The sequence below is a fragment of the Gilliamella sp. LMG 34362 genome (assembly GCF_984569125.1).
Genome location: NZ_OZ474902.1, coordinates 1,784,862 through 1,807,230, shown reverse-complemented (window position 1 = coordinate 1,807,230; position 22,369 = coordinate 1,784,862). Strand labels below are relative to the sequence as shown.

Genomic DNA, 22,369 nt, shown 5'->3' with positions numbered 1-22,369 from the left:
TCCTTATATTATTGAAAATTAGGAAAATTTAGAACTGGGTTATGTTTGATTTTGTCAGGGTTTTTAACTTCCCAAATTAGTTTTTCTGAAAAATTTTCTTGATAAACCCAGTTTTTGAATTTTTGTTTATATTGTTCATCAGCTTCTTTTTCTGATTTAACTTTATTCAAAAAATTAATAAAAAATTGCTTTGTTTGATGATCAGTCTTTGTTAAAAATTGATTAATTGCTATTAGCAAAAAATCCCTTTGAAACAATAAGTTATAAATGACCTCAGCGTCATTTTGAATATTTAATTTATAGCTAGCAATTTGACTTGCCATTTTTTTTACTTTTTTTTCATATTCAGCTTCAACTTGAGCACCATTTAATGGAGGAATTACATTTGGTTCCCCTCTCATTTTTTCTTGTTCTCTAATAATATCTTTAACAATACCGCTATAACTATAAGGCATGTTTACCTCCTTTTTTGAATAAAAATAAACCAAGTGAGTATATAACGATCGGTTTTGCAGATCAATTAATTATAATACAATAGTCGTTTCCTATCATAAATCGCATAACTGATCGTTCAAATCTTTCAAAAAAAATATTAAAAAGTAACAACTTATAAATAATAAGTATAAAAATGATTTATTTGCTTTAAATGACAAAAAAGCTTATAAAGTTGTGTTGACAATATTAAAAAAATGAATAAATAAATATATATACATAATAAAATGAGGTATATATATGGAATTAATATTTATAAATACGGGAATTATAGTTTTTTTCTTAGCATGGGCATTTATACTAATTTTAAAAAGTTCTGGGGTTGAAGTAAAAGATGATGATTTGGCGTGGCAAAAATATGTAGAAAGCAGAATAAAACGCAATAAATATGATGAAAATCAACAAATTAAACAATTAAAAGAACAACAAAGAATAAATAGAGCTTTTGAAAAAGCTAAAAAAATTAAATAACACAGGAGCACATTATTATGAATAAAAAAATAAGAGATTTAATTATAAAAATTACAAAATTGAAAAAAAAACCTGTAGAGGAGCTTACAGAAGATGAAAAATTATCATTAAAAGTTTTGTTGTCTGAATTAAGATCTTTACTATATGAAAAGCTTAAAAAATTTGTAGAAAACCTGCAAATAAAACTAAAAAATGAAAAAAAAGAAGAACAAGAAGAAGAAGAAAACGAAGAAAAAAAACTTATAGAATTAATAACTATTTTATTAACTTTTTATACTTTTAATAGTAATGAGTTCGGTGAAATTTTAGAAAAAATTTTATTTTTAACAGAACCAAAAAACACCCCCAAAATTAAAATCAATTAAAATAAAATAAAATAAAATAAAACTAACAAAAGATACTTTTTTAAAAGTATCTTTTTTTTTGCTTTTTTATGTGTTTTGGTTATTGACAAAGCTTAAAAAATTAATAAAAAAGTATATATGAGGGTACAAAATCCGACAAAATTTTTTCATTAAATATGACAAAATACTAATTAAAACAATACATTAATTCCGACATTAAAAATTGTCGGAATAATGTGGTAAGTGGTCATGTTTTTTTTTGATTTGAAGCGTAGCGAAAAGCAGAAAAAATATGATTGGCGATGAGCCAAAACTTACACATTATTGTATCGAGCATGAGAACCAGCAAGCGAAGCGAGCGAGTGAACGTTGCGACGATAGAATAATTGAGCATGATTTTTTAGTTTATGTTTTGATTTGAAGCGTGAGCGAAAAGCAAAAAAATAAGCTAAAAAACATAGCGAACAATACAAGCAAAGCTTGTATTTACAATGCTGAATATGCCCTCGAAATTTTAAATTTTTTGCTATTTTTGAAGCAAGTTTTAAGCAAAAAAAGGCTTAAACGAGATGAAAAAATAACTAAAAATTAATGAATAAAAATAAAAAAATGGGGGTAAAAATGAAGTTAACAACACAACAAAAAGACTTATTAAAATTTTATGAGCTGAAAGCTGAAGTACTAGCTTCTGATACTGAAAAACCAGTAGGTTTATGCAAAAATTATTATATTAATAAGATTTTAAAAGAGCTAAATTTAAATACAACAAAAAATGAAAAAACGCATAAACAATATTTAAAAACATATGAAAGATTGTTAAGACATAATGAAAATATAGAGAAAAATGAAGTTAATTTATTACTACATAAAGCTAAAACTAAAGCAACGTATGATTTGTATAGAACATCAATTAAATTTGGGTTAATTAATGAAATAAAAGATTTACAAAAAAAATCTGATGAACAAAGAAAGAAAAAAAATATTGAAGAAATGAAAGAAATTACTAATAAAGCATTTGAATTAGCAGTGCTTTTGAAAGAACAATTTGAAATTAATATACAAAAACCAAGTTTTAAAAAAAATAATAGTAAAAAAAAGACATTAAAAAAGTTAGAAAATATAAACACAATAATAAATGGATTGACAGAAAAACAACAAGCAAAATATACCGAACAATTATTAGTGTATAGCTTATTTGGTTTGAGACCTGCAGAATTCCGACAAAGTGTTGAATTAAAGGCCGTTTTTGAGGGTAAAAACTATTTTATAGAGGCAAAAATAAAAGGAGCAAAAGTAAATAAACAATCAGGGCAGGATTTGAGAACTTGTAAAGTTAGTATAGATTTTAACAATAATTTATATAAACAATTTTTTAAAAAAATTTTAAAGTGTAATTTTTCTAATGAAAATTATGTAATTACACAGTCACAAAAAGATTATGATAGTTTAAGTCAAATTTTTTATAGAAAATATAAAAGTGATGTGTCGCTTTATAGTTTTCGTCATAAAGTAGCCAGTGACTTAAAAAAATCAAAAATTGATGATGATACAATTGCAAAGTTTTTGGGGCATAGAACAGATAAAAGCCAAGTTGAGTATGGCAATTATCAGCAAGGTTCAAATAGCAATAAAAGTTTTTTTGCAACTGCAACACATAAAATTAAACACACAAAAAATAAAGATTTTACTTATATTTATAATAAAAACAAAGCATTAAATAATGATAAAACGTTTAAACCGTATTAATTAATAATAGAAATCTTTAAAAATAATAAAATAACGGAATTATTTTATTATTTTTGAAGATTAGAAGCGTAGCGGAATTTAAAAACCCTTATAAAATAAGGGTTTAATATTGTTAAAAAGGTTCAAATCATTTTATTCTAAATTTTTTTGGTTTTGTTTTAGTTAATTTATTAAATGCTTTATTTACTAAATCAATAACATCTAATTCGTTATTTTTTATAATATTTTTTTGAATAAAGTTTATTAAATCATTTTTATTATAATTTTCTTTTAATAGATCTTTTATAATTAACAAGTATTTGTCAAAATTTGTTATATCCTTATGTTTAATATCAATAATTTTTAATTTTTCTTTCCATTTTTCTTTTGTTATTGTTCTATTTTCATCTTCTTTTATTGTTGTTTCTTCAATTTTTTCTTCTTTTATGAGTTTTTTAATTCTTTTTACTAATAAATCAATGAGATACGCTTGTTTAATATAAGTTGCATGAATTTTAAATTTTTCTTTTTCATCATCTTCATCATTTATTTCTTCATCAAAATTATTAATAACAAAATCATCAAAAAAACAATAAAATCCATAAAGATTTTCTTTTTTAGTTTTACTATATTTTCTTATTAAGTATTTGTATATTAATAAATAATCTTCTTCTTTCAAAACTAATTTATCAAGCTTTATTAAAATTTGACAGTGAGTTTTACTTGTATATACAACTAAGTTTATAAAAATTGAGCTAAGTAATTTTTTTATTTCATCTAATTTTTTTATTTCTACTTCATCTAAAATCATATAGTAAAAAAATTTATTTACAGGTTTTATATAAATATTCCACTTTTTTTTATTGTTTAAAATTCTTAATTTTTTAATTAGTTCATTATGTTCAAGCAAATAATTTGCAATTTTTGACTTAGTAATTAATGGATTTTTAAAAGACTTGTCCTTTTTAAACTTTGTAATAATAAAATGTTCTGCTTCTAAAACTTGCTTTAATGTTGTTTTATAATCATCATCGTACATATTTATACTCCTTTTTTATTGTTTTTATTATGTATATATATTTATTTATTCATTTTTTTTACATTGTCAACACAAGCCCATAAGTTTTTATGTTGCGTGGTTAGTTTTTGTTGTCGCCTATTCTTTTTTATTGTTATACCTCATTCACATCGGTGAATGGGGCTTGAGCTTCGCTAGAAGCGAATCTAAACAAAAAACAAAAAAATAAATAAAATACTCTTCGCAAGAAGATAAGCCCCCATGCGTGGGGGTTTGGGGGTTGGTAACAATGACGTAATTTTTTAAAATTACGACATTATTTTTTATACACAAGTCTTATTTTTTAAAGTGTTTATATTTTTTATTTTTGTTTATTTAGTACTTGTTTATATATTTAGACATAGCGCAACCCCTTATGCTGAAAAGGTTTAAAAATCATGTTGACATAAAAAACTAACCTGAACGACAACAAAAACTAATCACGAAACAACAAAAACTAACTAATGCGACATTAAAAACTAACCTACATAACAACAAAAACTAACCATACAACATAAAAAACTAACCACATAACAAAAATATTTTTGTCTTTTTGTTGACAAACACATATATTTTTTTATAACAAAATTATAAAAACAATAAAAAATGGAGAATAATTATGATAATAGATAATAGTAATAATGCTTTTGATTTATTCGATGATGATATTGATATTGATGATGAAATAATTAAAGAATTTGATGAAGCTGTTGCTAAAAACAGTGTTATGCCTGTAAGCAAAGAAGAATATAAAAATAAAAAAGAATTGACGACAACAAAAACAGAAGAACAACAACAAAAATTACTCGTATACAAAAGTAATTATTTAGTGAATGCGAGCTACAAACTAACTTTAAATGAACAAAGAATTATTTTATTAGCAATATCTAAGCTTGATTCACGAGAAGAATTTTGCGAAAGAACAATACAAATAAAATCAAAAGAGTTTTGTGATAGATTTAAAATTAAAAAAAGTGACTTTTATAACACAATAAACTTAACGTTAGATTTACTTTTTAATAGAGTTGTTAGAATTAGAAATGATGAAATAAAACATGAATTTAGATTTATTTCATCAAAAAAATATTACAATAATTTGTCTTTTTTTGAAATAACATTTAGTAATGAAATTATGAATTATCTCGTTGATTTAAAAGATAATTTTAGTAGATATGACTTAAAACATGTTGTTAATTTTAAAAATAAACATTCTGTGCGGATTTATGAAATGTTAAATGAGTTTAGATATAAAAACATTAAAAAAAGAGTTATAGCAATAAAGGAATTAAAAGAATGTTTAGACTTAAAAAATGAGTATTCAAGATTTAATTCATTCAGACAAAGTGTTATAGACAAAGCTATAGATGAGATTAATAAACATACAAATATAAATGTTAAATATAATAAAATTTATAATAGTAGTAAAAGCGTTGAAGCTATTGAGTTTGTTTTTAACTTTAAATACTCTGATGTAGAAAATAAAGCAAAAATAAATACTGATAAAAAATTTTATAACAAAAGAAAAATGGAAGAAAAAAATAGTGATATTAAAGCAAAAAAAATAGGTATGGGACTAGTCTTGTGATTTTTTGAAAGGTACTATTAAGTACCTTTTTTATTATGTTATACTAAACACATTGTTATGAATATAACAGAAAAAAATTGTATACGTTTTTGTATACGGTAGGTTGAATTGGTAAAATTAATTAAATATAATTAATATGATATTTTTTAAAGTGATGCCCTCACAACCCACCATTAAAATTCTATAAAATCAATAACTTACCTGTTGCCTTTCCTTCCGATAAAATCTTAAAAAATATTAAGTGGCGTTAACTATATTTTTAATATGGTTTATATTTTGCCTGTTTATCTAATCTTAAATAACCCCTGTCATAAAAATACTCTTTTGTTAAATTGGATTAATGCTAGCAAAATTTAACGTCGAGATTGAACTCTTGTTAGTTCAACGGTGTATAAACCACTTAAGTGGAATTTTTATGCGTAAAGCTTAGTCACGTCTATTTATGGTGGGCTGGTAAAGGGCTAGAAAGAGCGCCGTTTCATTGAGTGGTAAGACTAACCTTGTTCTGTTCTCAAAATAATATTAATTATAGTACGTTTATTCATCATAAGTATCTATTTCGCTAATCATTTGAACGAATAGAAAATGATTATTTAATTTTAGGAAATTGTTATTTAGGAAAACGCGCAAACATGATGAGGCAAATCGATGGGTTAAAAATAACGTTGGCAAAATATACCTGTGAGCCGTTGAATCAAGCCAATATTGGTACATATATCAAAATTTTGAGGATCACGAATTCAAAAAGGCCCGATATGGAATATGTTAGCGCCTGATATCAATCAAGACATTTATGAATTACCCAAATTTCTAGCTCCCATTAATTCGATTTGGCTGGATAACCTAGAGATAGTATTTAGGCAGCGTTATGTTAAAAATGATTCGCATGCCTAATTTATTTTATATTTATCAAATCAATTACGTAATGAAAAAGATATTGATGAACTAAAAAAGGCGATACAAACAGTCGCGGACTAGGTAACTTTCGTAATTTATTAATGTATGTTCCTAATGGTAAATAGGATGATTTAAAACTTATTCTAGTTGGTGGGGTTGCAGCTAAAGATAATTTTATCGATATTAAATCAGTCATTCAAGATGATGTCTTAACAGCACACCGAGTACCACCATCATTGATGGGGATCTCTCCTAAAAATACGAGTGGATTTGGTGATCCAGAAAAGGCATCAAAAGTATTTGCCCGAAACGAAATTAAACCACTTTAGGTCAGGTTTTTACAGCTCAATGATTGGATGGGAGAGGAGATTGTAATATTTGAACCTTATTTACTTGATTAATTGGCAATATTTATATATAAGAGATAATCGAAACAGATGTAATTAGCATCTGTTTTTTAATCTTAATTTAGGTATAGATAATATGATATGTTTTTGTTGTAAAAAAGAGATACCATTGGATTCAACATTTTGTTGCTATTGTGGAGAAAAACAAAAATCTCTTAATCAATCAATAATAAATCACAATAAAATAAACGGCGATAATAATATAAATAACAATATACTGGGAAATAATTATGGTCCAATAGTTATCAATAATCCTCAAGTTGCTAAAAATGATTGTTTTATGAGTCGAAATAGCATTAAGAAACTAAGTATTGTAGGGAAAACAGTAAAAACAAAATGGATAAGTATTATTAGTGCTATAGGTTTATTAGCTGATATTATAACCATTTTTACAAATGCTTTTACAGATATTTTAAATGTAAACTATTTTGTGATTTTTCTGTTTATACTGTTTTTGGGGATTTTGGCGGTAACTTTTGTAATTGGGTTATTACTAATTAGATGCCGCTTTCTTCTTTTACCATTAGGGTATAGCCTTGAATCAAATAGATATGGAGCGGTTTTTATTACAAAAATTACAGGGAAATGTAATGTACATAAATGTGATGGAAACTTATCACTTAGACAAATAAAAATAAATAAAAATTATAGTGAAAATATTGTGCAATGTAATAGAAATCCAAGTCACAAATGGAAATTCGATTATTCTATTTTTGATGATTCTGATTTGAAATAATGACCTATCTTTCTATAACGATACCTGTGAGATTTTTTTATATATATACAGTTTGTCAGAATTTAAAATATTGTTTGATCCTCCGTTGATCTTTCGTTTTCGTGCAGTGTAGTCATACAGTTCAAAATTACAACTTTATTTATACAAAAATGAAATTTATGATATAACTTTTATATTGATTTTTAGAAAGAATTAGTAAGGAAGTAATAAAATGGCATATACAAACAAAGAAAAAATAAAGTTTGAAAGATGTTTATTTAAAATTGCTGAACCAGAGTTAAAAAAAATTTATGGTGATTTCAATATTGTTGAAAATCAAACAGATACTTAACACAGCTATTATATTAAATAATATAGTAGAAGAATTAGCATTGAAATTGTAACAGCTGACTCTAAAGAATTAATAGAGAACTTAAATGGAATACGGATGGCTAATCAATTAGCAGTACAACGAGTTATAAATGGTAATCAGATTGCGACATTGATAACTAAAGTAAGAGATAGTTTTAATAGTAACTAGTTATTTCCTAAATACACGTCATCCGCATTTTATAAACTGCCATATTTTAACTACTATAATTATGCTTTTAGAAAAAATTTTCTTTACGATAAATTAATTTATGTTTAATATCAAAATAACTCTGAACTAGATGGAGCTATTTTGATTTTCGATAAAAATAAAGAGTATGCTCTTAATTATTTATCAACTTACTGTCAATTATGTAAAAGCTTGTTTTCAGAAGACGAAATGAAATTAATGGTCAAAGTAAATACGGAAGTAAATATAAATAACATTGCAGCAGGATCATCAATTCAAGAAAAGTTAATTGAACAGCGATTAGATCAAAAAAGAAAAAACTGAAATAAGTATTAATTCACTTTCTTAATTTTATTATTATTAACCGTAAATTAGTAATTCAGCTTAGTGAAATTGAGAATTTGCTTATATTGATATAAGTGTAATCACTACAATCACAATTTGGCAGTGAACTGAACAAGGTTGGTATACCGCTTTTACGAGAACACGGCGAGCGTTTCAGCTCTCAGGGATTAATCTCAAATGGCTATATACAGGTAAAGAAAGCCCTAACATCAATGACAACATATTGAAAAATCTATTGAATTTTTAAACGATGATTTGGAGAAATTAAAGCGTATTTCGAAATTAAAAAAAGAAGAAGCAATAGCAGATGATGAATATATGCTATTAAAAAATAGTATTTTTAAGAACTAAAAATAAGGATAGGGAGATGAAAAAAATTATTGCATTAGCTTTACCTTTGGCTGCATGCGTTTTATTTACATCACCAAGTTTTGCTGATAAAAGCGATGTACTAAGAGAACTAGCTGAAATTGCAAAAAAAAATTATGAAAAAAAATTCGGTGATTTTCCAATAGAAGTTGACGATAAGATGTCATTAAGAAATATAATTTCATCCGATGAATCAATAATTCATGATTACCGTTATAAAGGTAGCATAGATGAATTTCTTCAAAAAGATGTTGATATATATGCAGATATATTTTTTGATAAAAAACTCTGTAAAAACGAAAAATTTGTATCATCTTTTGAAAACTATCTTGTTGATCTTGATCTTTTATATACATTTAACGATAAGACATCGGTATCAACGTTCAATATTAATGGGCTTTGTGAATATTTATATAGCGACGACTAACAATTATGTCTATCAGAAAACAAAAAAATGGCAAGTGGCTTTTTGAGAAATATCTGGAAGATGGGTTGTGCATTCGAAAAACGTTTGTCACAAAAGGCGAGGCCGCATACGAAAACTATATAAAGGAGCAAGCAATAACTAAGCATTAGATTGCTGAAAAAATGATAGGTGGTGCTTATTAGCTCTAATCGAAATTTGGCTCGACGCCCGTGGTAAGGCGTTAAGTGATGGTGAAAATGTGTAAACTAGTTTGCTATTTATTTCTAAAAGCATTAATAATCCACTAGCTAATAAATTTACATCGAAAATTTTTACAGACTACCGCACCAAGCGGCTGAATGGTGAAATATATCGCCCAGAACGAGTTAAAACCGTTGTACCTCGAACGTTAAACCTTGAGTTAGCCTATATAAAATCGATGTTTAATGAACTGATACTAATGGGATAATAGAAACATAAAAAACCGGTTGAGCGCATCAGACAATTTACAATTGATGAGCAAGAAATGGCGTACCTGCTCCCAGACCAAATAAAATTGTTACTAGCATCAGCGGAGTAGAGCAAAGCAAAAGATTTAACGGTCATTGTTAAAATTGGTTTAGCAACTGATGCCATATGGAGTGCAGTTGAAAGTTTAAAAAGCTCTCAAGTCAAAGACGAGAAAATTACCTATATTAATACTTAAGGCAAGCATAACCCCCGTCCCTATAAATGATGAACTTTTTAATTAAATTCCAAAAAAATGTTCAGCTTTTTACTCCGTATTACTTGGCTTTCCGTTCTGCCATTAAAAGAGCTGAAATAGAGTTACCAGATCAGCAATTATTGTATGTTTTGCGTTATACCTTTGTGACCTTTTTTATGATGAATGGTGATAATATATTACTATTGCAAAAAATACTTGGTCATACAGATATTAAAATGACAATGCGTTAGGCTCAATTTGCACCCAATCACTTTGAGGATGCCATTAGACAAAATCCATTTAATAACATCTAAGTGGTGGTAAAATGGCAGCCGTAATTGGTTTTAATCAGTTTTGGTCGGTTATTAATATTATTTTAATATGATTGTCTTCAAAACTTTTTTAATGACTGTTTCTGCGATCTATTTATAAGATAAATGACTTCGGTTAGCATAAATTGCCGATTGATACGTCATTTAGAGTCATTCTTGAGATGTAGTGGGAAAATAAAAAATCTTTCACAATGGTATATTTCCTATGAATCTGAAATCTATCAGATCAGTCGAATTATCTCTAAACTCTATGATTAGAATTAATTGCGCGAACGATTAATCAATAATTATTTTATCTTTTTTTAATTTTTCATCTAATAGCTCTAACCCGGCAAAAATAGCTTTTTTTTGAGTCCCGCAGATTGTGGCTAATTTTTTGAGGAGCTCACTTTCTTGTTCTGTTAAATATGTACCAGGCAAACGAGGACGTCCAGCGTTCCTGTCTCGGTAAGCTTGTTCATTTTTTCGTTGTCTTTCTCTATTCATAATTTAATTCTGTATCAGATGAAATATAACATTCATCGCTGGGCGATGATTGATAACGATAAACGTATAACTTTTTGCTATTGCAAGTCATTAATAATAGATGCTTATTATCATACTGCGTATTATACAATTGCCAAAAAGCGGCTTTTGCTAGCTCAAAAGTTTGTTGTGTTTGTTCTCGTTTCTAGAAGTACTTTACTTCCGCCTTTTCTTTGTTTTAATACATAAATGCGGTAGTTTTTTAAATCTTGAGGTGCAACTAATTTCATTCTCTTAAATCGTTGTAACTTTCTGTTATTGTACTGAACTTGTACTTTAATGACACTGTATAATAATAAATTGGTCTAGGGTTATTCCTTCACGATCAACTATTAAACATCTTCCTTTTTAAGGATCTTCAAAAAATTAACAATCAAATTCAAAGATAACATATTTTCGTTTTTGAAATTTATATTATTAATTAACATTATTATTAGAGTAAAAAACTTTAGATTTGTACAATCTAAAAAGGCACTGCTAAGTCACTAAATTTTAGGTATAATGAATAAGTCATATAGAAATAGCTGACTTTTTGTATTTATTTTTGTAAATAGTGGCAAATTGTTATTCATACTAATTGGTTATTAATAGTTATTATAAAGCCACCATTTAACGCATGTAATATTTCATAAATTATTAACGATTTAGTTCGCTTAATTATCTCAATTGTTCACAAAATATATCATAACAAGTCTATATTCTATTTATTAAAATTTTAACCAATTTGAGAGTAAAACTATGAACGCATATCTGCTACTTTTCGCTGCAATTATCTGTGAAGTGATTGCAACATCTTCACTCAAATTATCTAATGGATTTACTAATCTGACTTTTTCAATAATTACCATAATTGGTTATAGTGCTTCTTTTTATATTTTATCATTAGCTTTAAAAACGATACCGGTTGGTATTGCTTATGCAATTTGGTCGGGAATAGGGATTATCATTATTAGTTTAATTGCTTGGATTTTTTTAAAACAGTCATTGGATCTTGCTGCATTGATTGGTATGGGATTTATTATTTTTGGAGTAGTAATTATTAATCTTTTTTCAAATATTTCAGGACATTGATATAGATTTAAACCCTAATAATAAAAATATTAATTAAGTTTTTTGCATTTTAAAAATAAAAAAACCGGAGTTAAACTCCGGTAAAAGTTAGAAGAAAGGTATGTAAAAATATCAACTTTGAATAAAATTAGATTTCACTTGCGTGTTGTTTTAAGTAGCTAGCAACACCATTTGGATTTGCTTGCATACCTTGTTTACCTTTAGTCCATTGTGCAGGACAAACTTCACCATGTTCTTCGTGGAATTGGAAAGCATCAACAATACGTAGCATTTCATCAACGTTACGTCCAATTGGAAGATCATTGATAGTTTCATGACGAACAACGCCTGATTTATCAATAAAGAATGAAGCACGAAGTGCAACACCTGCTTCAGGATGTTCAACACCGTAAGCTTGCATAATGCTATGTTTGATATCTGCAACGATAGGGAATTTTACTTCACCAATACCACCTTTATCTTGTGGAGTATTGCGCCATGCATTATGGACATATTCAGAATCCATTGATACACCAATAACTTCTACACCACGTTTTTTGAATTCTTCAAGACGGTGATCAAAAGCAATGATTTCTGATGGACATACAAAAGTAAAATCCATAGGCCAAAAGAATACGACTGCATATTTGCCTTTGATATGTTCGGCTAAATTAAAATTATTTACTATTTCACCAGAACCAAGCACTGCAGATGAAGTAAAGTCTGGTGCCTTACGAGTTACTAATGTCATAAAATGTCTCCTTGTGTAACTAAATTTGTAATTTATTTGCGGTGAATTATAGCAGTATGTATCAATACGCCAAGCTGTTATCAGCGATTGATTTCATAAGTTTAAACTATGATAAATAAATTATTATTCGGTTTTAATTATCGTTTTCTTTGGTTTACCTTTGTTTTTAGTATCTCGATGACGCTGTTTTACCTTTTTCTTTTTCGTATCTTCTTGCTTTTTAGCTACACTTTTTTGTTTAGCTTTTTGTGACGGTTTCTTTTTGGTCACAGCTTTAGGTGCTTTAGTTTTTGGTCGCAATTCATCAATGGTTCTTAATTTAATCGGTTCACGTATATAACGTTCAATTTTTAGTAATAACTCATTATCGTGAGCTTCAACTAACATTATTGCGGTACCTTTTTTTCCAGCACGAGCAGTACGACCAATGCGATGTAAGTAAACATCAGCGGTTTTAGGCGCATCGAAATTGATAACATGGCTTATATCGTCAATATCTATTCCTCTAGCGGCAACATCTGTTGCAACCAACACATTTACGGTGTCATTACTAATTCTTTTGATTGCTTCATTACGTTTGGCTTGAACCATTTCGCCTTCTAGATAACAACTTTGAATACCTGCTTGATGAAGTAATGTTACTAATTCATGTACTCTTTCCCGTTTACGAACAAAGACAATCGTTTTTTTCACTTCTTCTTGTTTCAATAAATGCGTTAATAATGCAATTTTATGGGTAAAATCATCAGCGCGATAATAAAATTGCAAAATCTTTTTTCGTTCTTTTCGCGAAGGGTCGGCATTGATTTCGACGGGTTGTTCAAGAATACGATTAGCAAAGCTATGTAATCCATCACCTTCAAGCGTAGCTGAAAATAGTAACGTCTGTTTGCGCCAACGAGTTTCTGCAGAGATAGTTTCTACATCCTGAGCAAATCCCATATCTAACATGCGATCTGCTTCATCCAATATTAACATTTCAACCGCACGACAATCGAAGTTTTCTTCTTTAATATACTGTAATAATCGACCAGTAGTGGCTATGACAATATCTTGATTTTTACTAAACACTTCAGCATGGTTCATATAAGCAACTCCACCAGTAATGGTGGCGATACTTAGGTGAGTTGATTGCGTAAGCAATTTTGCTTGCTCAGCTATTTGGATTGCGAGTTCTCGAGTAGGGGTTAGTATCAAAATTCGTGGTGGTCCTGGTTTTCGACGAGGAAAATCAAGTAAATGTTGTACCGCTGGAATCAAAAAAGCTAAGGTTTTACCGGTTCCGGTTGGCGCCGATCCTAAAACATCCTTACCGTCTAATGCTACTGGTATAGTTTGTGCTTGGATTACCGTTGGTGTATTAATATTTTGTGTTTGTAGATTGTCAATTAGGATATCATCTAACTGTAAATCGGAAAAAGTTTGTGTAGTCATAGTGCTCTTTTATCTATCATTTTGTCCCACATTATAACGGCAATTGTTATAACTACAATGTTTATCCTTAACTAACATAATCTTTGAGTAACAGAGCCGAAAATAGTTAAGAATAAAACAATTTTTAATCATAAACATACTATTTATTGGCTAATCATGAATGGTTAAACTTATCATAATTTATGGTTTATGCTAAAATCAGTAAAATAACAAGGTAGCAAACTTAACACTATTCTTTTTTAGTTAAATTGATGATCGAATTATAAATATGACAGAATCTTTTTCTAACGACAAATATAACCAGCAGTTACAAAATAAAATAATCAACTTAAAAACATTATTATCTGATTTTTCATTACCCGATTTACAGGTTTTCTCTTCACCAATTAGTCACTATCGTATGCGAGCTGAATTTAGAATTTGGCATAACGGTGAGGAGCTTTATCATATTATGTATGATAAAAAAACTAAAAAAAGAGTAAGAATTGATAGCTTCCCAATTGCATCACAATTAATTAATCGTGCCATGCAAACAATTTTACCGTTACTTCAATATAACGATAAGTTGCGCCATCAACTTTTTCAGATTGATTATTTTTCCACGTTGAGCGGCCAGTTATTAATAACACTCTTATATCATAAAAAATTAGATGACCAATGGATAATAGAAGCTGAGCGTTTAAAACAACAATTAGCGGAGCAGGGTATTATTGCCAATTTGGTTGGTCGAGCTAGTAATCAAAAAATTGCTGTAAATGTTGATTATGTCGATGAGACTTTACCCATATTTGATAATAACTTTAGTTATCGACAAGTGGAAAACAGTTTTACCCAACCTAATGCGGCTATCAACATTAAAATGTTGGAGTGGGCAATATCGGTTACTAAATATTCTAAAGGTGATCTTCTCGAATTTTATTGTGGTAACGGTAATTTTTCGATTGCATTAGCACAAAATTTTAGGAAGGTGTTGGCAACTGAAATCGCAAAAGCATCGGTTTATTCTGCACAACATAATATTAAAGTAAATAATATTGATAACTTAATTATTGCCAGATTATCGGCCGAAGAATTTACCAGTGCAATTAAAAAAGAACGACAATTTAATCGATTGCAGGGTATTAATTTAGATGATTATCAATGTCAAACCGTATTAGTCGATCCTCCACGAGCAGGATTAGACGATAATACGCTTGAGATTATCCAAAGTTATCAAACAATTATTTATATTTCTTGTAATCCTAATACGTTGAAAAATAATTTAGAACAACTTACTAAAACGCATCAAATTGAACATTTTGCCATGTTCGATCAATTTCCTTATACCGATCATATTGAAACCGGTATTGTTCTTCGTAAAAACTAACATCAACCATATTCAATTACGGTTAAATTTGCTAAAATAAAATTAGTTTTATAGTGAATTAGCCGTAATCCATGGATAAATTTACGTCAGTAAGTATTAGAGTCAAAAAAAAACCCTAGATCAACTAGGGCTGCATTAAATTGCAAGGAATGGATGAAAGGAAATAAAACAATGAAACAATACTGTCTAGCCTCATGAATCATTGTGGCGATACTATAACAAATCTAATCCGACTATTTAATGACCATTAGATTACAAAATAGTCATTGAATTGTCATGATGCCATTTCCCTTTTTCATATATCCTATTACTGCATTATGCAATTTCGATAACCTGATAGAACATTAAGGAATATTCAATATGAAATTGTTAGTTGTTGAAGATGAACAAAAAACAGGTGAATATCTACGCCAAGGATTAGTTGAGTCAGGATTTATTGTTGATCTCACCGATAATGGCTTAGATGGCTATCATCGAGCAATGACTGAAGATTATGATTTAATTATTCTAGATGTAATGCTCCCTGATATTGTTGGTTGGAAGATAGTGCAGTCTTTACGAGAAGCAGGTAAAGATACGCAAATTATTCTGCTGACGGCAATGGGGAGTGTTGAAGATAAAGTCAAAGGACTCAATTTAGGCGCTGATGATTATTTAGTTAAACCATTTTCTTTTGCCGAACTATTAGCAAGAGTTAAATCATTATTAAGACGAAATGTACCACAAGTTAATAATTATCAATTAAGTATTGCTGATCTTGTTATGGACTTACCTAAACGAACCGTGACCAGGGGTGATAAGAGAATTGATTTAACCAATAAAGAGTTTTTATTACTGGAATATTTTTTACGTTATCCTGGTGAAGTACTTCCTAGATCACTTATCGCTTCTCAAGTATGGGATATGAATTTTGACAGTGATACCAATGTTATTGATGTGGCAATTAGGCGTTTGCGGAACAAGATCGATGCTGATTTTGAACCGAAATTAATTCATACAGTCCGAGGAATGGGATATAAATTAGATGTATTGGATGAAGAAAACTAACATCATATCATTTCGTATACCACTTATTGTATGCCTACTGACCTGTGGGCTACTTTATTGTTTTAGCTATCTTATTGAACATACTTTTGAAAAAATTTCTATTCAGCAAAATGTTACAGAACTGAATTCTGTCATCACCTCAATCGAGCGTGAGCTTACCTATTATTCGCCCGATGAAAACCGTGATGAATTCTTTCAAAATCTTTTACTTATTTTAACCGGCCATCATCATTTATTTGTTTATATTATTGATGATTCAGGGAAAATTGTCTATCGCACCCGAGGTCCAAATTTATCTATTGCTTTATCACAAGAAGATTTTGATCGTTTAATTACCGAAAATAGCACTGCAATTTGGAACATTGATAAATCATCTTATCGTATCGGAGCCTCTAGAGTACTATTGGACGAAGGTCGCCAATATACGACGATAGTTGCAGTAGCGCGTGATTTACAGCTTGAATTTATTAAGCGACTAAGAAATGGTTTGGGTTTACTTATCGTTATTGCTTGTGTTTTGGCTTTAATCGGTTCATTAATCTCAATATATTTTACGCAAAAACCAATCAATCGTTTAATTAAAAAGATTGAAGGTATTAATATGAAAAGTTTAAATTATCGTATTTCAACCAAGTCGGTACCGGTGAAATATGTTAGTTTGGTTAAAGCTTTTAACAATATGCTTCATCGAATGGAAGATGTTTTTGATCGGCAACGCAATTTTACTGCTGATATCGCTCATGAAATGCGCACGCCAATTACTAATTTAACCACACAAACACAAATAGTATTAAATAATGCGCGATCAACTGATGAATATCGAGAAATTTTATATTCTAATTTAGAAGAGTATGAAAAAATGTCTCAAATGATTTCTGATATGCTGTTTTTAGCTCAAGCAGATAATCATCAATTAGTTCCTAATCTTATTGATATTGATCTTCATTCAATGATTAGTTTGATGTGTGAGTATTTTGAACCTTTAGCCGATGAAAAAAATATAACTTTTCAAATAGAAGGTAGTTGTTCTCATATAGAAGGGGATAAAATGATGTTAGGGCGAGCGATAAGTAATATATTATCCAATGCTATTCGATATACTCCTGCAAATCAGACAATTAAAATTAGCTTGAGTCAAGTAAATCAAAAACGAATCCAAATTATTATTGCTAATCCAGGTAAAAAGATTGAAAGTCGCCATTTACCACATCTTTTTGATCGCTTCTATCGAGTTGATGAATCACGGCACCGTAATGGTAAAGATAGCTCGGGAACAGGGATTGGTTTAGCAATCGTTAAATCTATTATCGACACGCATAAAGGTCATATTCATGTCGAATCTGATGATTTATCAACTCGATTTATTATTAAACTTCCTACCGTTATTTAACGTCAAAATCGCTGATTAGTAGATTAGCTGCAGCATATGCGGCTTTTTCTCGCAATTCAGTTGGTACTTGTTGATTATCAACTATCTCATTGAGAACTGTCATTACTGCACCTAAAGCATCATCAATATAACCTAAATCATTACTACCAATTTGTGCATATTTTTCCCGAATTAGCTCACTATATTTGTTCATTTTTACTATCCTATAGATTAAAAAAATTTAAATATGATTTAAATAAATGTTATTAACTGTTGATAAACTTCGTCAGCTGTTATGGTTTGCATCATTTTATCTGCTGAAATGATGCTATGTTGGTTTTTTCCATATCCGCCAATAAGCTTCGGATCGGTATTACCAAATAAAGTAATATTAGGTCTATCTAATGCTGCTGTTAAGTGGCTTAATCCAGTATCGACGGATACTACAGCTTTGGCTCCGGCAATAACCGTTGCAATTTCATTGAGAGATAATTTAGGTAATACTTCAACGTGTTTGAATCCTTGGGCTAATCGCAATGCACGTTCTTGTTCATGCGGTGCTCCCCATGGAAGTTTAATTTTAAGGCCAGTAGGCTCAATTAACTCAATTAAATTACGCCATGCCGATTCTGTCCAATGTTTTTCATCCCGGGTAGTTGCATGTAGGAAAATCAAGTATTTTTGGTTATCAGGTGGTAATGATGTTAAAAAATGATCAGCAATAGCATAGTCACCAATCGAATCTGGTTGTGAATAGTTAAGACTTTTTGCAAATAACATACGAACACGTTCAATGGCATGCATCTGTTTAGGAACATGATGTTTTACATCATAAAACCAACTAGCAATTGGTTCCTTTATGCTTTGGCGATCCAAACCATGTTTAATACCTTTCGCTTTACGAGTGATTAAAAACGCACTTTTAATTAGCCCTTGAGCATCAATAATGCAATCATACTGTTTACGCTGTAAGTGTTCTATAAATTGATGTCGTTCTTGGCGAATGGGCTTAGCGAACCAGTTTTTTCGCCAACGTCTGATAGCAACCGGAATGATGTCATTTACTGCAAAATGCCAACTGGGAATTTGACAAAAGTTTTCTTCAACCACCCAGTCAAATGTTATGTTAGGTATGCTATTAGCAGCATCAGTTAAAGCAGGTAAAGTATGCAATACATCACCCATAGATGAAGTTTTAACAATTAACACGCGCATAATTAACAGCTCTTTTCACAGCGAACGATAAGATTCATTAATGTTTCAAATACTAAATCTGGTTTTATATCAATAAGGCTTTGATGATAGCCTTGTTCAGCATCACCTTTACGAACGCGATGATAGCCAGTGATTAAACGGATTACTTCTGCTTTATTGGATAGTGGTGGGGTAAAATCAGGACTACTTGGCCCATAAAGTGCGACTAAAGGTTTATCCAGCGCTGCTGCTACATGCATTAGTCCTGAGTCGTTGGTGACGACAGCTTTACACGCAGCAATCAGATTTATTGCTTGTCCTAATTCCGTTTGTCCAGCAAGGTTAATACAGTGTTCTCCATGATTCATTTTAGCAATGATTTGTTCGCCAACTATTTTATCTTTTCCTGAACCGAAAATAATAATTTTAGCATGTTGTTTAACTATCTTATCGGCTAATGCAGCATAATGATAATCAGGCCAGCGTTTGGCTGGGCCAAATTCGGCTCCAGGGCAAAAACCAATTAATGGTTCTTCACTGGTAATATTAAATGTAGATAATGTTTGTTCAACCTCATCGGTTAAAACATTAAGTTTTGGCCATAAAATTGGTTGAGGAATATCTTTTGCTGAGTGGATATTCTGCTTAGGATAGGCGAGAGCGACATAGCGTTCTACCATTAATGGAAAGGCTTGTTTATCCAGCACTCGTAAATCATTTAATAAGCCATAACGCATCTCACCTTTCCAACCAGTACGTTTAGCAATTTTAGCAAAAAAAGGAATGAGTGCTGATTTAAAAGAGTTAGGTAAGATGATAGCTTGATCGTATTGATTATTGCGTAATTCCTTTCCTAACTGATAACGTTTGCTTAAAGCAAACTCACCATGGCTGATAGGCATAGCGATTGACTGATTTACTTCAGGCATTTTATCTAATAAAGCTCGGCACCAAGCTGGTGCCATCACATCAATTTCAATAGATGGATCTAACTGTTTTAATGTGCGATATAAGCTTTGTGACATCATCATGTCTCCAACCCATGAAGGACCAATAATCAACGTTTTCATTGAGGTTCCTTTATTGTTGGTTTAACCATTGCATATATTCAGTTGTTCCTTGAGACACTGTTTTGAACTCAATAGGACAACCTGTTTTCCTGAATTTAGTCAGATCAGCTTGAGTAAAGCTTTGATAGCGACCTTTTAAGTGTTCAGGGAATGGAATATAATCGATTTCGCCTTTTTTATGATAATCTAAAACTGCATCAGCAACTGATTGGAATGATTCTGCACGACCAGTTCCACAATTAAAAATGCCAGAAACTTTATTTTTCCAGAACCATAAGTTAACCTCAACCACATCGCCAACGTAAATAAAATCACGTCTAAAATTATCACTACCCGAAAATAATTTTGGCTTTTCGCCTTTGGTTATTTGTTCATTCAAGTGATATGCAACGCTAGCCATGCTACCTTTATGATTTTCACGAGGTCCATAAACATTGAAATAACGGAAACCGCAAATTTGCGAATTTGCATTTGGTAAAATTTCTCGTACGTATTGATCGAATAAAAACTTTGAATAACCATATACATTTAAAGGTTTTTCATAAACTCTATCTTCAATAAAATTGTCACTACGTCCACCATAAGTTGCGGCGGAAGAAGCGTATAAAAAAGGAATATCAAAATCTAAACAATAATGTAGCAAATCTTTTGAATAGTTGTAATTATTTTCCATCATAAATTTGCCATCCCATTCAGTAGTAGATGAACATGCTCCTTGATGAAAAATAACTTCAATGTCCAGATTTTCACCGGAGACTATTGCTGAAATAAACTCATCTTTATCCATATAATCAGCAATATCTAAATCTGCTAAATTGGCAAATTTAGTTCCATCGGTTAAATCGTCTACTACTAAAATATCTTTTCGGCCTAAATCATTCAAACCTTTAACAATATTACTTCCAATAAAACCGGCACCACCAGTAACAACTATCATAATTACAACCTTCAGCTAATGAAATTAATGACACTATAATAACGATTTATTGGCAAATTTTCGAGTGCTCTTTTAGTTATCTTAATTTTGTCTGTTGTTACTTGATGATAATAAGATTTGATTTAGTGATATATATCTGTGATATGTATCATGCCAATAAATTGTTTTTTATTATCAATCACAGGTAAAACGGTTATTGGCCTAGGTTTATGTTGTTCCATTTTATATAAAGCCTCTGATACATATTGGCTATGTTCAATGGTTATTGGTGTGGTTATCATTAACTCAGAAACTTGAATATCTAACAAATTAGGTTGGTATTGTAATTGTCTACGAATATCACCATCTGTAATTATACCAAGTAATACATTATTGTTATCAACTATCGCAACAGCGCCTATCCCCGAATTCGTCATAGCAAAAATAGCGTCAGAAATAGATTTTTCTGTGGTAATAGCAACCTTTCTATTATGTTTTTCAACTAACTGTTGCACTGTCATTAAACGTATTTGGCCTAGATTTCCGCCTGGATGATAAAAAGCAAAATCTTGTAAGCTGAATTTCTTTGCATGCATCACTGATATTGCCAATGCATCAGTTAAGGCTAATTCTACCGTTGTACTTGTTGTTGGTGCTAAATTGAGAGGGCATGCTTCATGGGATACATGGGCATCTAAATTGTAGGTTGCAAAGCGAGCTAAAGTTGATAATGGATTACCACAAATTGAGATTAACGGAATATTAATTTGTTTTATGGTCGGTAAAATATTAATAATTTCGGCTGTTTCTCCACTGTTTGAGAGGGCAATAATAGTGTCATCTTTGGTAATGCAACCTAAATCACCATGAATAGCTTCTGCTGGATGCAAATAAAAAGACGGAGTACCGGTGCTCATAAATGTAGCGGAAAGTTTACGAGCAATATAGCCAGGTTTTCCCATTCCTGTCACGATAACTCTTCCTTTGGTACGCAAAATTAATTCTACTGCATGTAAAAAAGTTTCATTAATTGAGTTAACAATTTCTTCTATTGCAGCAGCTTCTTGTTTTAAAACTTGTTTGGCAAGTTGCAAAGTTTCATTTTTGCTTACCAAAGAACTTTCTGATTTTGTTGTCATATCCAAATTATCCTTATTTATGAATTAAATTAACTCTGGTGAAGATTGAAAAAATAGAAGCATAAATTGTATGCATAAAACCGAAAATAATTTTATTG

The 22,369-nt window shown here is 29.9% G+C and carries 22 protein-coding genes; 12 read left to right on the top strand and 10 right to left on the bottom strand.

The features are described 5' to 3' along the window. Nucleotides 1-8 precede the first annotated feature (8 nt). Nucleotides 9-455 carry a hypothetical protein gene (locus AC5LWZ_RS08335; protein WP_493463466.1) on the bottom strand — a complete coding sequence of 149 codons (447 nt, stop codon included), beginning with the start codon at nt 453-455 and terminating at the stop codon, nt 9-11. A 277-nt stretch (nt 456-732) separates the two neighbouring features. Here AC5LWZ_RS08335 and AC5LWZ_RS08330 point away from each other — a divergent pair, with 277 nt between their 5' ends. The 3 genes from AC5LWZ_RS08330 (at nt 733) to AC5LWZ_RS08320 (ending at nt 3,053) form a co-directional block, all read left to right on the top strand. Further along, complete coding sequence (locus AC5LWZ_RS08330; RefSeq protein ID WP_493463465.1) at nt 733-963, top strand: hypothetical protein; 231 nt, start codon at nt 733-735, stop codon at nt 961-963. 17 nt (nt 964-980) lie between these two features. Further along, on the top strand, nt 981-1,328 hold the full coding sequence (locus AC5LWZ_RS08325) for a hypothetical protein (RefSeq protein WP_493463464.1): 348 nt from the start codon (nt 981-983) through the stop codon (nt 1,326-1,328). 570 nt (nt 1,329-1,898) lie between these two features. Next, a complete protein-coding gene (locus AC5LWZ_RS08320; RefSeq protein ID WP_493463463.1) occupies nt 1,899-3,053 on the top strand; it encodes a hypothetical protein in 1,155 nt (384 codons plus the stop codon). Nucleotides 3,054-3,180: 127 nt separating this feature from the next. On the opposite strand, the gene AC5LWZ_RS08315 is transcribed toward AC5LWZ_RS08320, so the two are convergent. Then, nucleotides 3,181-4,071, bottom strand: coding sequence for a hypothetical protein (locus AC5LWZ_RS08315; protein ID WP_493463462.1), 891 nt, complete (start codon nt 4,069-4,071; stop codon nt 3,181-3,183). Between the two features lie 637 nt (nt 4,072-4,708). Here AC5LWZ_RS08315 and AC5LWZ_RS08310 point away from each other — a divergent pair. The 5 genes from AC5LWZ_RS08310 to AC5LWZ_RS08290 all read left to right on the top strand — a co-directional run bounded on the left by AC5LWZ_RS08310 (nt 4,709) and on the right by AC5LWZ_RS08290 (nt 9,841). Beyond that, entirely contained in the window at nt 4,709-5,674 is a 966-nt protein-coding gene (locus AC5LWZ_RS08310) for a replication initiation protein (RefSeq protein ID WP_493463461.1), read from the top strand. Between the two features lie 1,413 nt (nt 5,675-7,087). Next, nucleotides 7,088-7,714, top strand: a complete 627-nt coding sequence (locus tag AC5LWZ_RS08305) for a hypothetical protein (RefSeq protein WP_146208315.1) — start codon at nt 7,088-7,090, stop codon at nt 7,712-7,714. Nucleotides 7,715-8,375: 661 nt separating this feature from the next. Further along, nucleotides 8,376-8,576 (top strand): hypothetical protein, encoded by a 201-nt coding sequence (locus AC5LWZ_RS08300; RefSeq protein WP_086364385.1) that lies wholly within the window; start codon nt 8,376-8,378, stop codon nt 8,574-8,576. A 388-nt stretch (nt 8,577-8,964) separates the two neighbouring features. Then, the gene (locus tag AC5LWZ_RS08295) at nt 8,965-9,393 is read left to right on the top strand and encodes a hypothetical protein (protein WP_198200206.1); all 429 of its coding nucleotides are present in this window, start codon (nt 8,965-8,967) and stop codon (nt 9,391-9,393) included. Nucleotides 9,394-9,643: 250 nt separating this feature from the next. After that, nucleotides 9,644-9,841: a phage integrase gene (locus AC5LWZ_RS08290; protein WP_493457637.1), complete on the top strand. Its 198-nt coding sequence runs from the start codon at nt 9,644-9,646 to the stop codon at nt 9,839-9,841. Between the two features lie 845 nt (nt 9,842-10,686). Here AC5LWZ_RS08290 and AC5LWZ_RS08285 read toward each other — a convergent pair. Beyond that, nucleotides 10,687-10,896 carry a hypothetical protein gene (locus AC5LWZ_RS08285; RefSeq protein ID WP_086364383.1) on the bottom strand — a complete coding sequence of 70 codons (210 nt, stop codon included), beginning with the start codon at nt 10,894-10,896 and terminating at the stop codon, nt 10,687-10,689. A gap of 777 nt (nt 10,897-11,673) precedes the next feature. Between AC5LWZ_RS08285 and AC5LWZ_RS08280 the strand changes: the two genes are divergently transcribed. Next, on the top strand, nt 11,674-12,006 hold the full coding sequence (locus AC5LWZ_RS08280; protein ID WP_110447651.1) for a DMT family transporter: 333 nt from the start codon (nt 11,674-11,676) through the stop codon (nt 12,004-12,006). 127 nt (nt 12,007-12,133) lie between these two features. Here the strand turns inward: AC5LWZ_RS08280 and AC5LWZ_RS08275 are convergent, their stop codons facing one another. After that, nucleotides 12,134-12,736: a peroxiredoxin C gene (locus AC5LWZ_RS08275; RefSeq protein WP_034902551.1), complete on the bottom strand. Its 603-nt coding sequence runs from the start codon at nt 12,734-12,736 to the stop codon at nt 12,134-12,136. 123 nt (nt 12,737-12,859) lie between these two features. Continuing rightward, the gene (gene srmB / locus AC5LWZ_RS08270) at nt 12,860-14,170 is read right to left on the bottom strand and encodes an ATP-dependent RNA helicase SrmB (protein ID WP_493463460.1); all 1,311 of its coding nucleotides are present in this window, start codon (nt 14,168-14,170) and stop codon (nt 12,860-12,862) included. A gap of 268 nt (nt 14,171-14,438) precedes the next feature. On the opposite strand from srmB, the gene trmA reads away from it, so the two are divergent. The 3 genes from trmA to AC5LWZ_RS08255 all read left to right on the top strand — a co-directional run bounded on the left by trmA (nt 14,439) and on the right by AC5LWZ_RS08255 (nt 17,973). Next, a complete protein-coding gene (gene trmA / locus AC5LWZ_RS08265) occupies nt 14,439-15,536 on the top strand; it encodes a tRNA (uridine(54)-C5)-methyltransferase TrmA (protein WP_493463459.1) in 1,098 nt (365 codons plus the stop codon). A gap of 360 nt (nt 15,537-15,896) precedes the next feature. Further along, nucleotides 15,897-16,583, top strand: a complete 687-nt coding sequence (locus AC5LWZ_RS08260; RefSeq protein ID WP_034902561.1) for a heavy metal response regulator transcription factor — start codon at nt 15,897-15,899, stop codon at nt 16,581-16,583. Beyond that, nucleotides 16,570-17,973: a heavy metal sensor histidine kinase gene (locus AC5LWZ_RS08255; RefSeq protein ID WP_493463458.1), complete on the top strand. Its 1,404-nt coding sequence runs from the start codon at nt 16,570-16,572 to the stop codon at nt 17,971-17,973. The genes AC5LWZ_RS08260 and AC5LWZ_RS08255 overlap by 14 nt, the downstream gene beginning before the upstream one ends. Here the strand turns inward: AC5LWZ_RS08255 and AC5LWZ_RS08250 are convergent. The 5 genes from AC5LWZ_RS08250 to AC5LWZ_RS08230 all read right to left on the bottom strand — a co-directional run bounded on the left by AC5LWZ_RS08250 (nt 17,966) and on the right by AC5LWZ_RS08230 (nt 22,271). Next, on the bottom strand, nt 17,966-18,166 hold the full coding sequence (locus AC5LWZ_RS08250; protein ID WP_198200194.1) for a YaeP family protein: 201 nt from the start codon (nt 18,164-18,166) through the stop codon (nt 17,966-17,968). The genes AC5LWZ_RS08255 and AC5LWZ_RS08250 overlap by 8 nt on opposite strands. Before the next feature lie 38 nt (nt 18,167-18,204). Next, the gene (gene rfaC, locus AC5LWZ_RS08245; RefSeq protein ID WP_198200193.1) at nt 18,205-19,167 is read right to left on the bottom strand and encodes a lipopolysaccharide heptosyltransferase RfaC; all 963 of its coding nucleotides are present in this window, start codon (nt 19,165-19,167) and stop codon (nt 18,205-18,207) included. A gap of 2 nt (nt 19,168-19,169) precedes the next feature. Beyond that, a complete protein-coding gene (gene rfaF / locus AC5LWZ_RS08240; RefSeq protein ID WP_493463457.1) occupies nt 19,170-20,216 on the bottom strand; it encodes an ADP-heptose--LPS heptosyltransferase RfaF in 1,047 nt (348 codons plus the stop codon). 10 nt (nt 20,217-20,226) lie between these two features. Further along, nucleotides 20,227-21,153, bottom strand: a complete 927-nt coding sequence (gene rfaD / locus AC5LWZ_RS08235; RefSeq protein ID WP_493463456.1) for an ADP-glyceromanno-heptose 6-epimerase — start codon at nt 21,151-21,153, stop codon at nt 20,227-20,229. 122 nt (nt 21,154-21,275) lie between these two features. Next, on the bottom strand, nt 21,276-22,271 hold the full coding sequence (locus AC5LWZ_RS08230; RefSeq protein WP_493463455.1) for a KpsF/GutQ family sugar-phosphate isomerase: 996 nt from the start codon (nt 22,269-22,271) through the stop codon (nt 21,276-21,278). Nucleotides 22,272-22,369 lie beyond the last annotated feature (98 nt).

Coding starts and splice junctions, on each gene's coding strand:
- AC5LWZ_RS08335 (WP_493463466.1), bottom strand. CDS start 455: ATGCCTTATAGTTATAGCGGTATTGTTAAAGATATTATTAGAGAACAA.
- AC5LWZ_RS08330 (WP_493463465.1), top strand. CDS start 733: ATGGAATTAATATTTATAAATACGGGAATTATAGTTTTTTTCTTAGCA.
- AC5LWZ_RS08325 (WP_493463464.1), top strand. CDS start 981: ATGAATAAAAAAATAAGAGATTTAATTATAAAAATTACAAAATTGAAA.
- AC5LWZ_RS08320 (WP_493463463.1), top strand. CDS start 1,899: ATGAATAAAAATAAAAAAATGGGGGTAAAAATGAAGTTAACAACACAA.
- AC5LWZ_RS08315 (WP_493463462.1), bottom strand. CDS start 4,071: ATGTACGATGATGATTATAAAACAACATTAAAGCAAGTTTTAGAAGCA.
- AC5LWZ_RS08310 (WP_493463461.1), top strand. CDS start 4,709: ATGATAATAGATAATAGTAATAATGCTTTTGATTTATTCGATGATGAT.
- AC5LWZ_RS08295 (WP_198200206.1), top strand. CDS start 8,965: ATGAAAAAAATTATTGCATTAGCTTTACCTTTGGCTGCATGCGTTTTA.
- AC5LWZ_RS08285 (WP_086364383.1), bottom strand. CDS start 10,896: ATGAATAGAGAAAGACAACGAAAAAATGAACAAGCTTACCGAGACAGG.
- AC5LWZ_RS08280 (WP_110447651.1), top strand. CDS start 11,674: ATGAACGCATATCTGCTACTTTTCGCTGCAATTATCTGTGAAGTGATT.
- AC5LWZ_RS08275 (WP_034902551.1), bottom strand. CDS start 12,736: ATGACATTAGTAACTCGTAAGGCACCAGACTTTACTTCATCTGCAGTG.
- srmB (WP_493463460.1), bottom strand. CDS start 14,170: ATGACTACACAAACTTTTTCCGATTTACAGTTAGATGATATCCTAATT.
- trmA (WP_493463459.1), top strand. CDS start 14,439: ATGACAGAATCTTTTTCTAACGACAAATATAACCAGCAGTTACAAAAT.
- AC5LWZ_RS08260 (WP_034902561.1), top strand. CDS start 15,897: ATGAAATTGTTAGTTGTTGAAGATGAACAAAAAACAGGTGAATATCTA.
- AC5LWZ_RS08255 (WP_493463458.1), top strand. CDS start 16,570: ATGAAGAAAACTAACATCATATCATTTCGTATACCACTTATTGTATGC.
- AC5LWZ_RS08250 (WP_198200194.1), bottom strand. CDS start 18,166: ATGAACAAATATAGTGAGCTAATTCGGGAAAAATATGCACAAATTGGT.
- rfaC (WP_198200193.1), bottom strand. CDS start 19,167: ATGCGCGTGTTAATTGTTAAAACTTCATCTATGGGTGATGTATTGCAT.
- rfaF (WP_493463457.1), bottom strand. CDS start 20,216: ATGAAAACGTTGATTATTGGTCCTTCATGGGTTGGAGACATGATGATG.
- rfaD (WP_493463456.1), bottom strand. CDS start 21,153: ATGATAGTTGTTACTGGTGGTGCCGGTTTTATTGGAAGTAATATTGTT.
- AC5LWZ_RS08230 (WP_493463455.1), bottom strand. CDS start 22,271: ATGACAACAAAATCAGAAAGTTCTTTGGTAAGCAAAAATGAAACTTTG.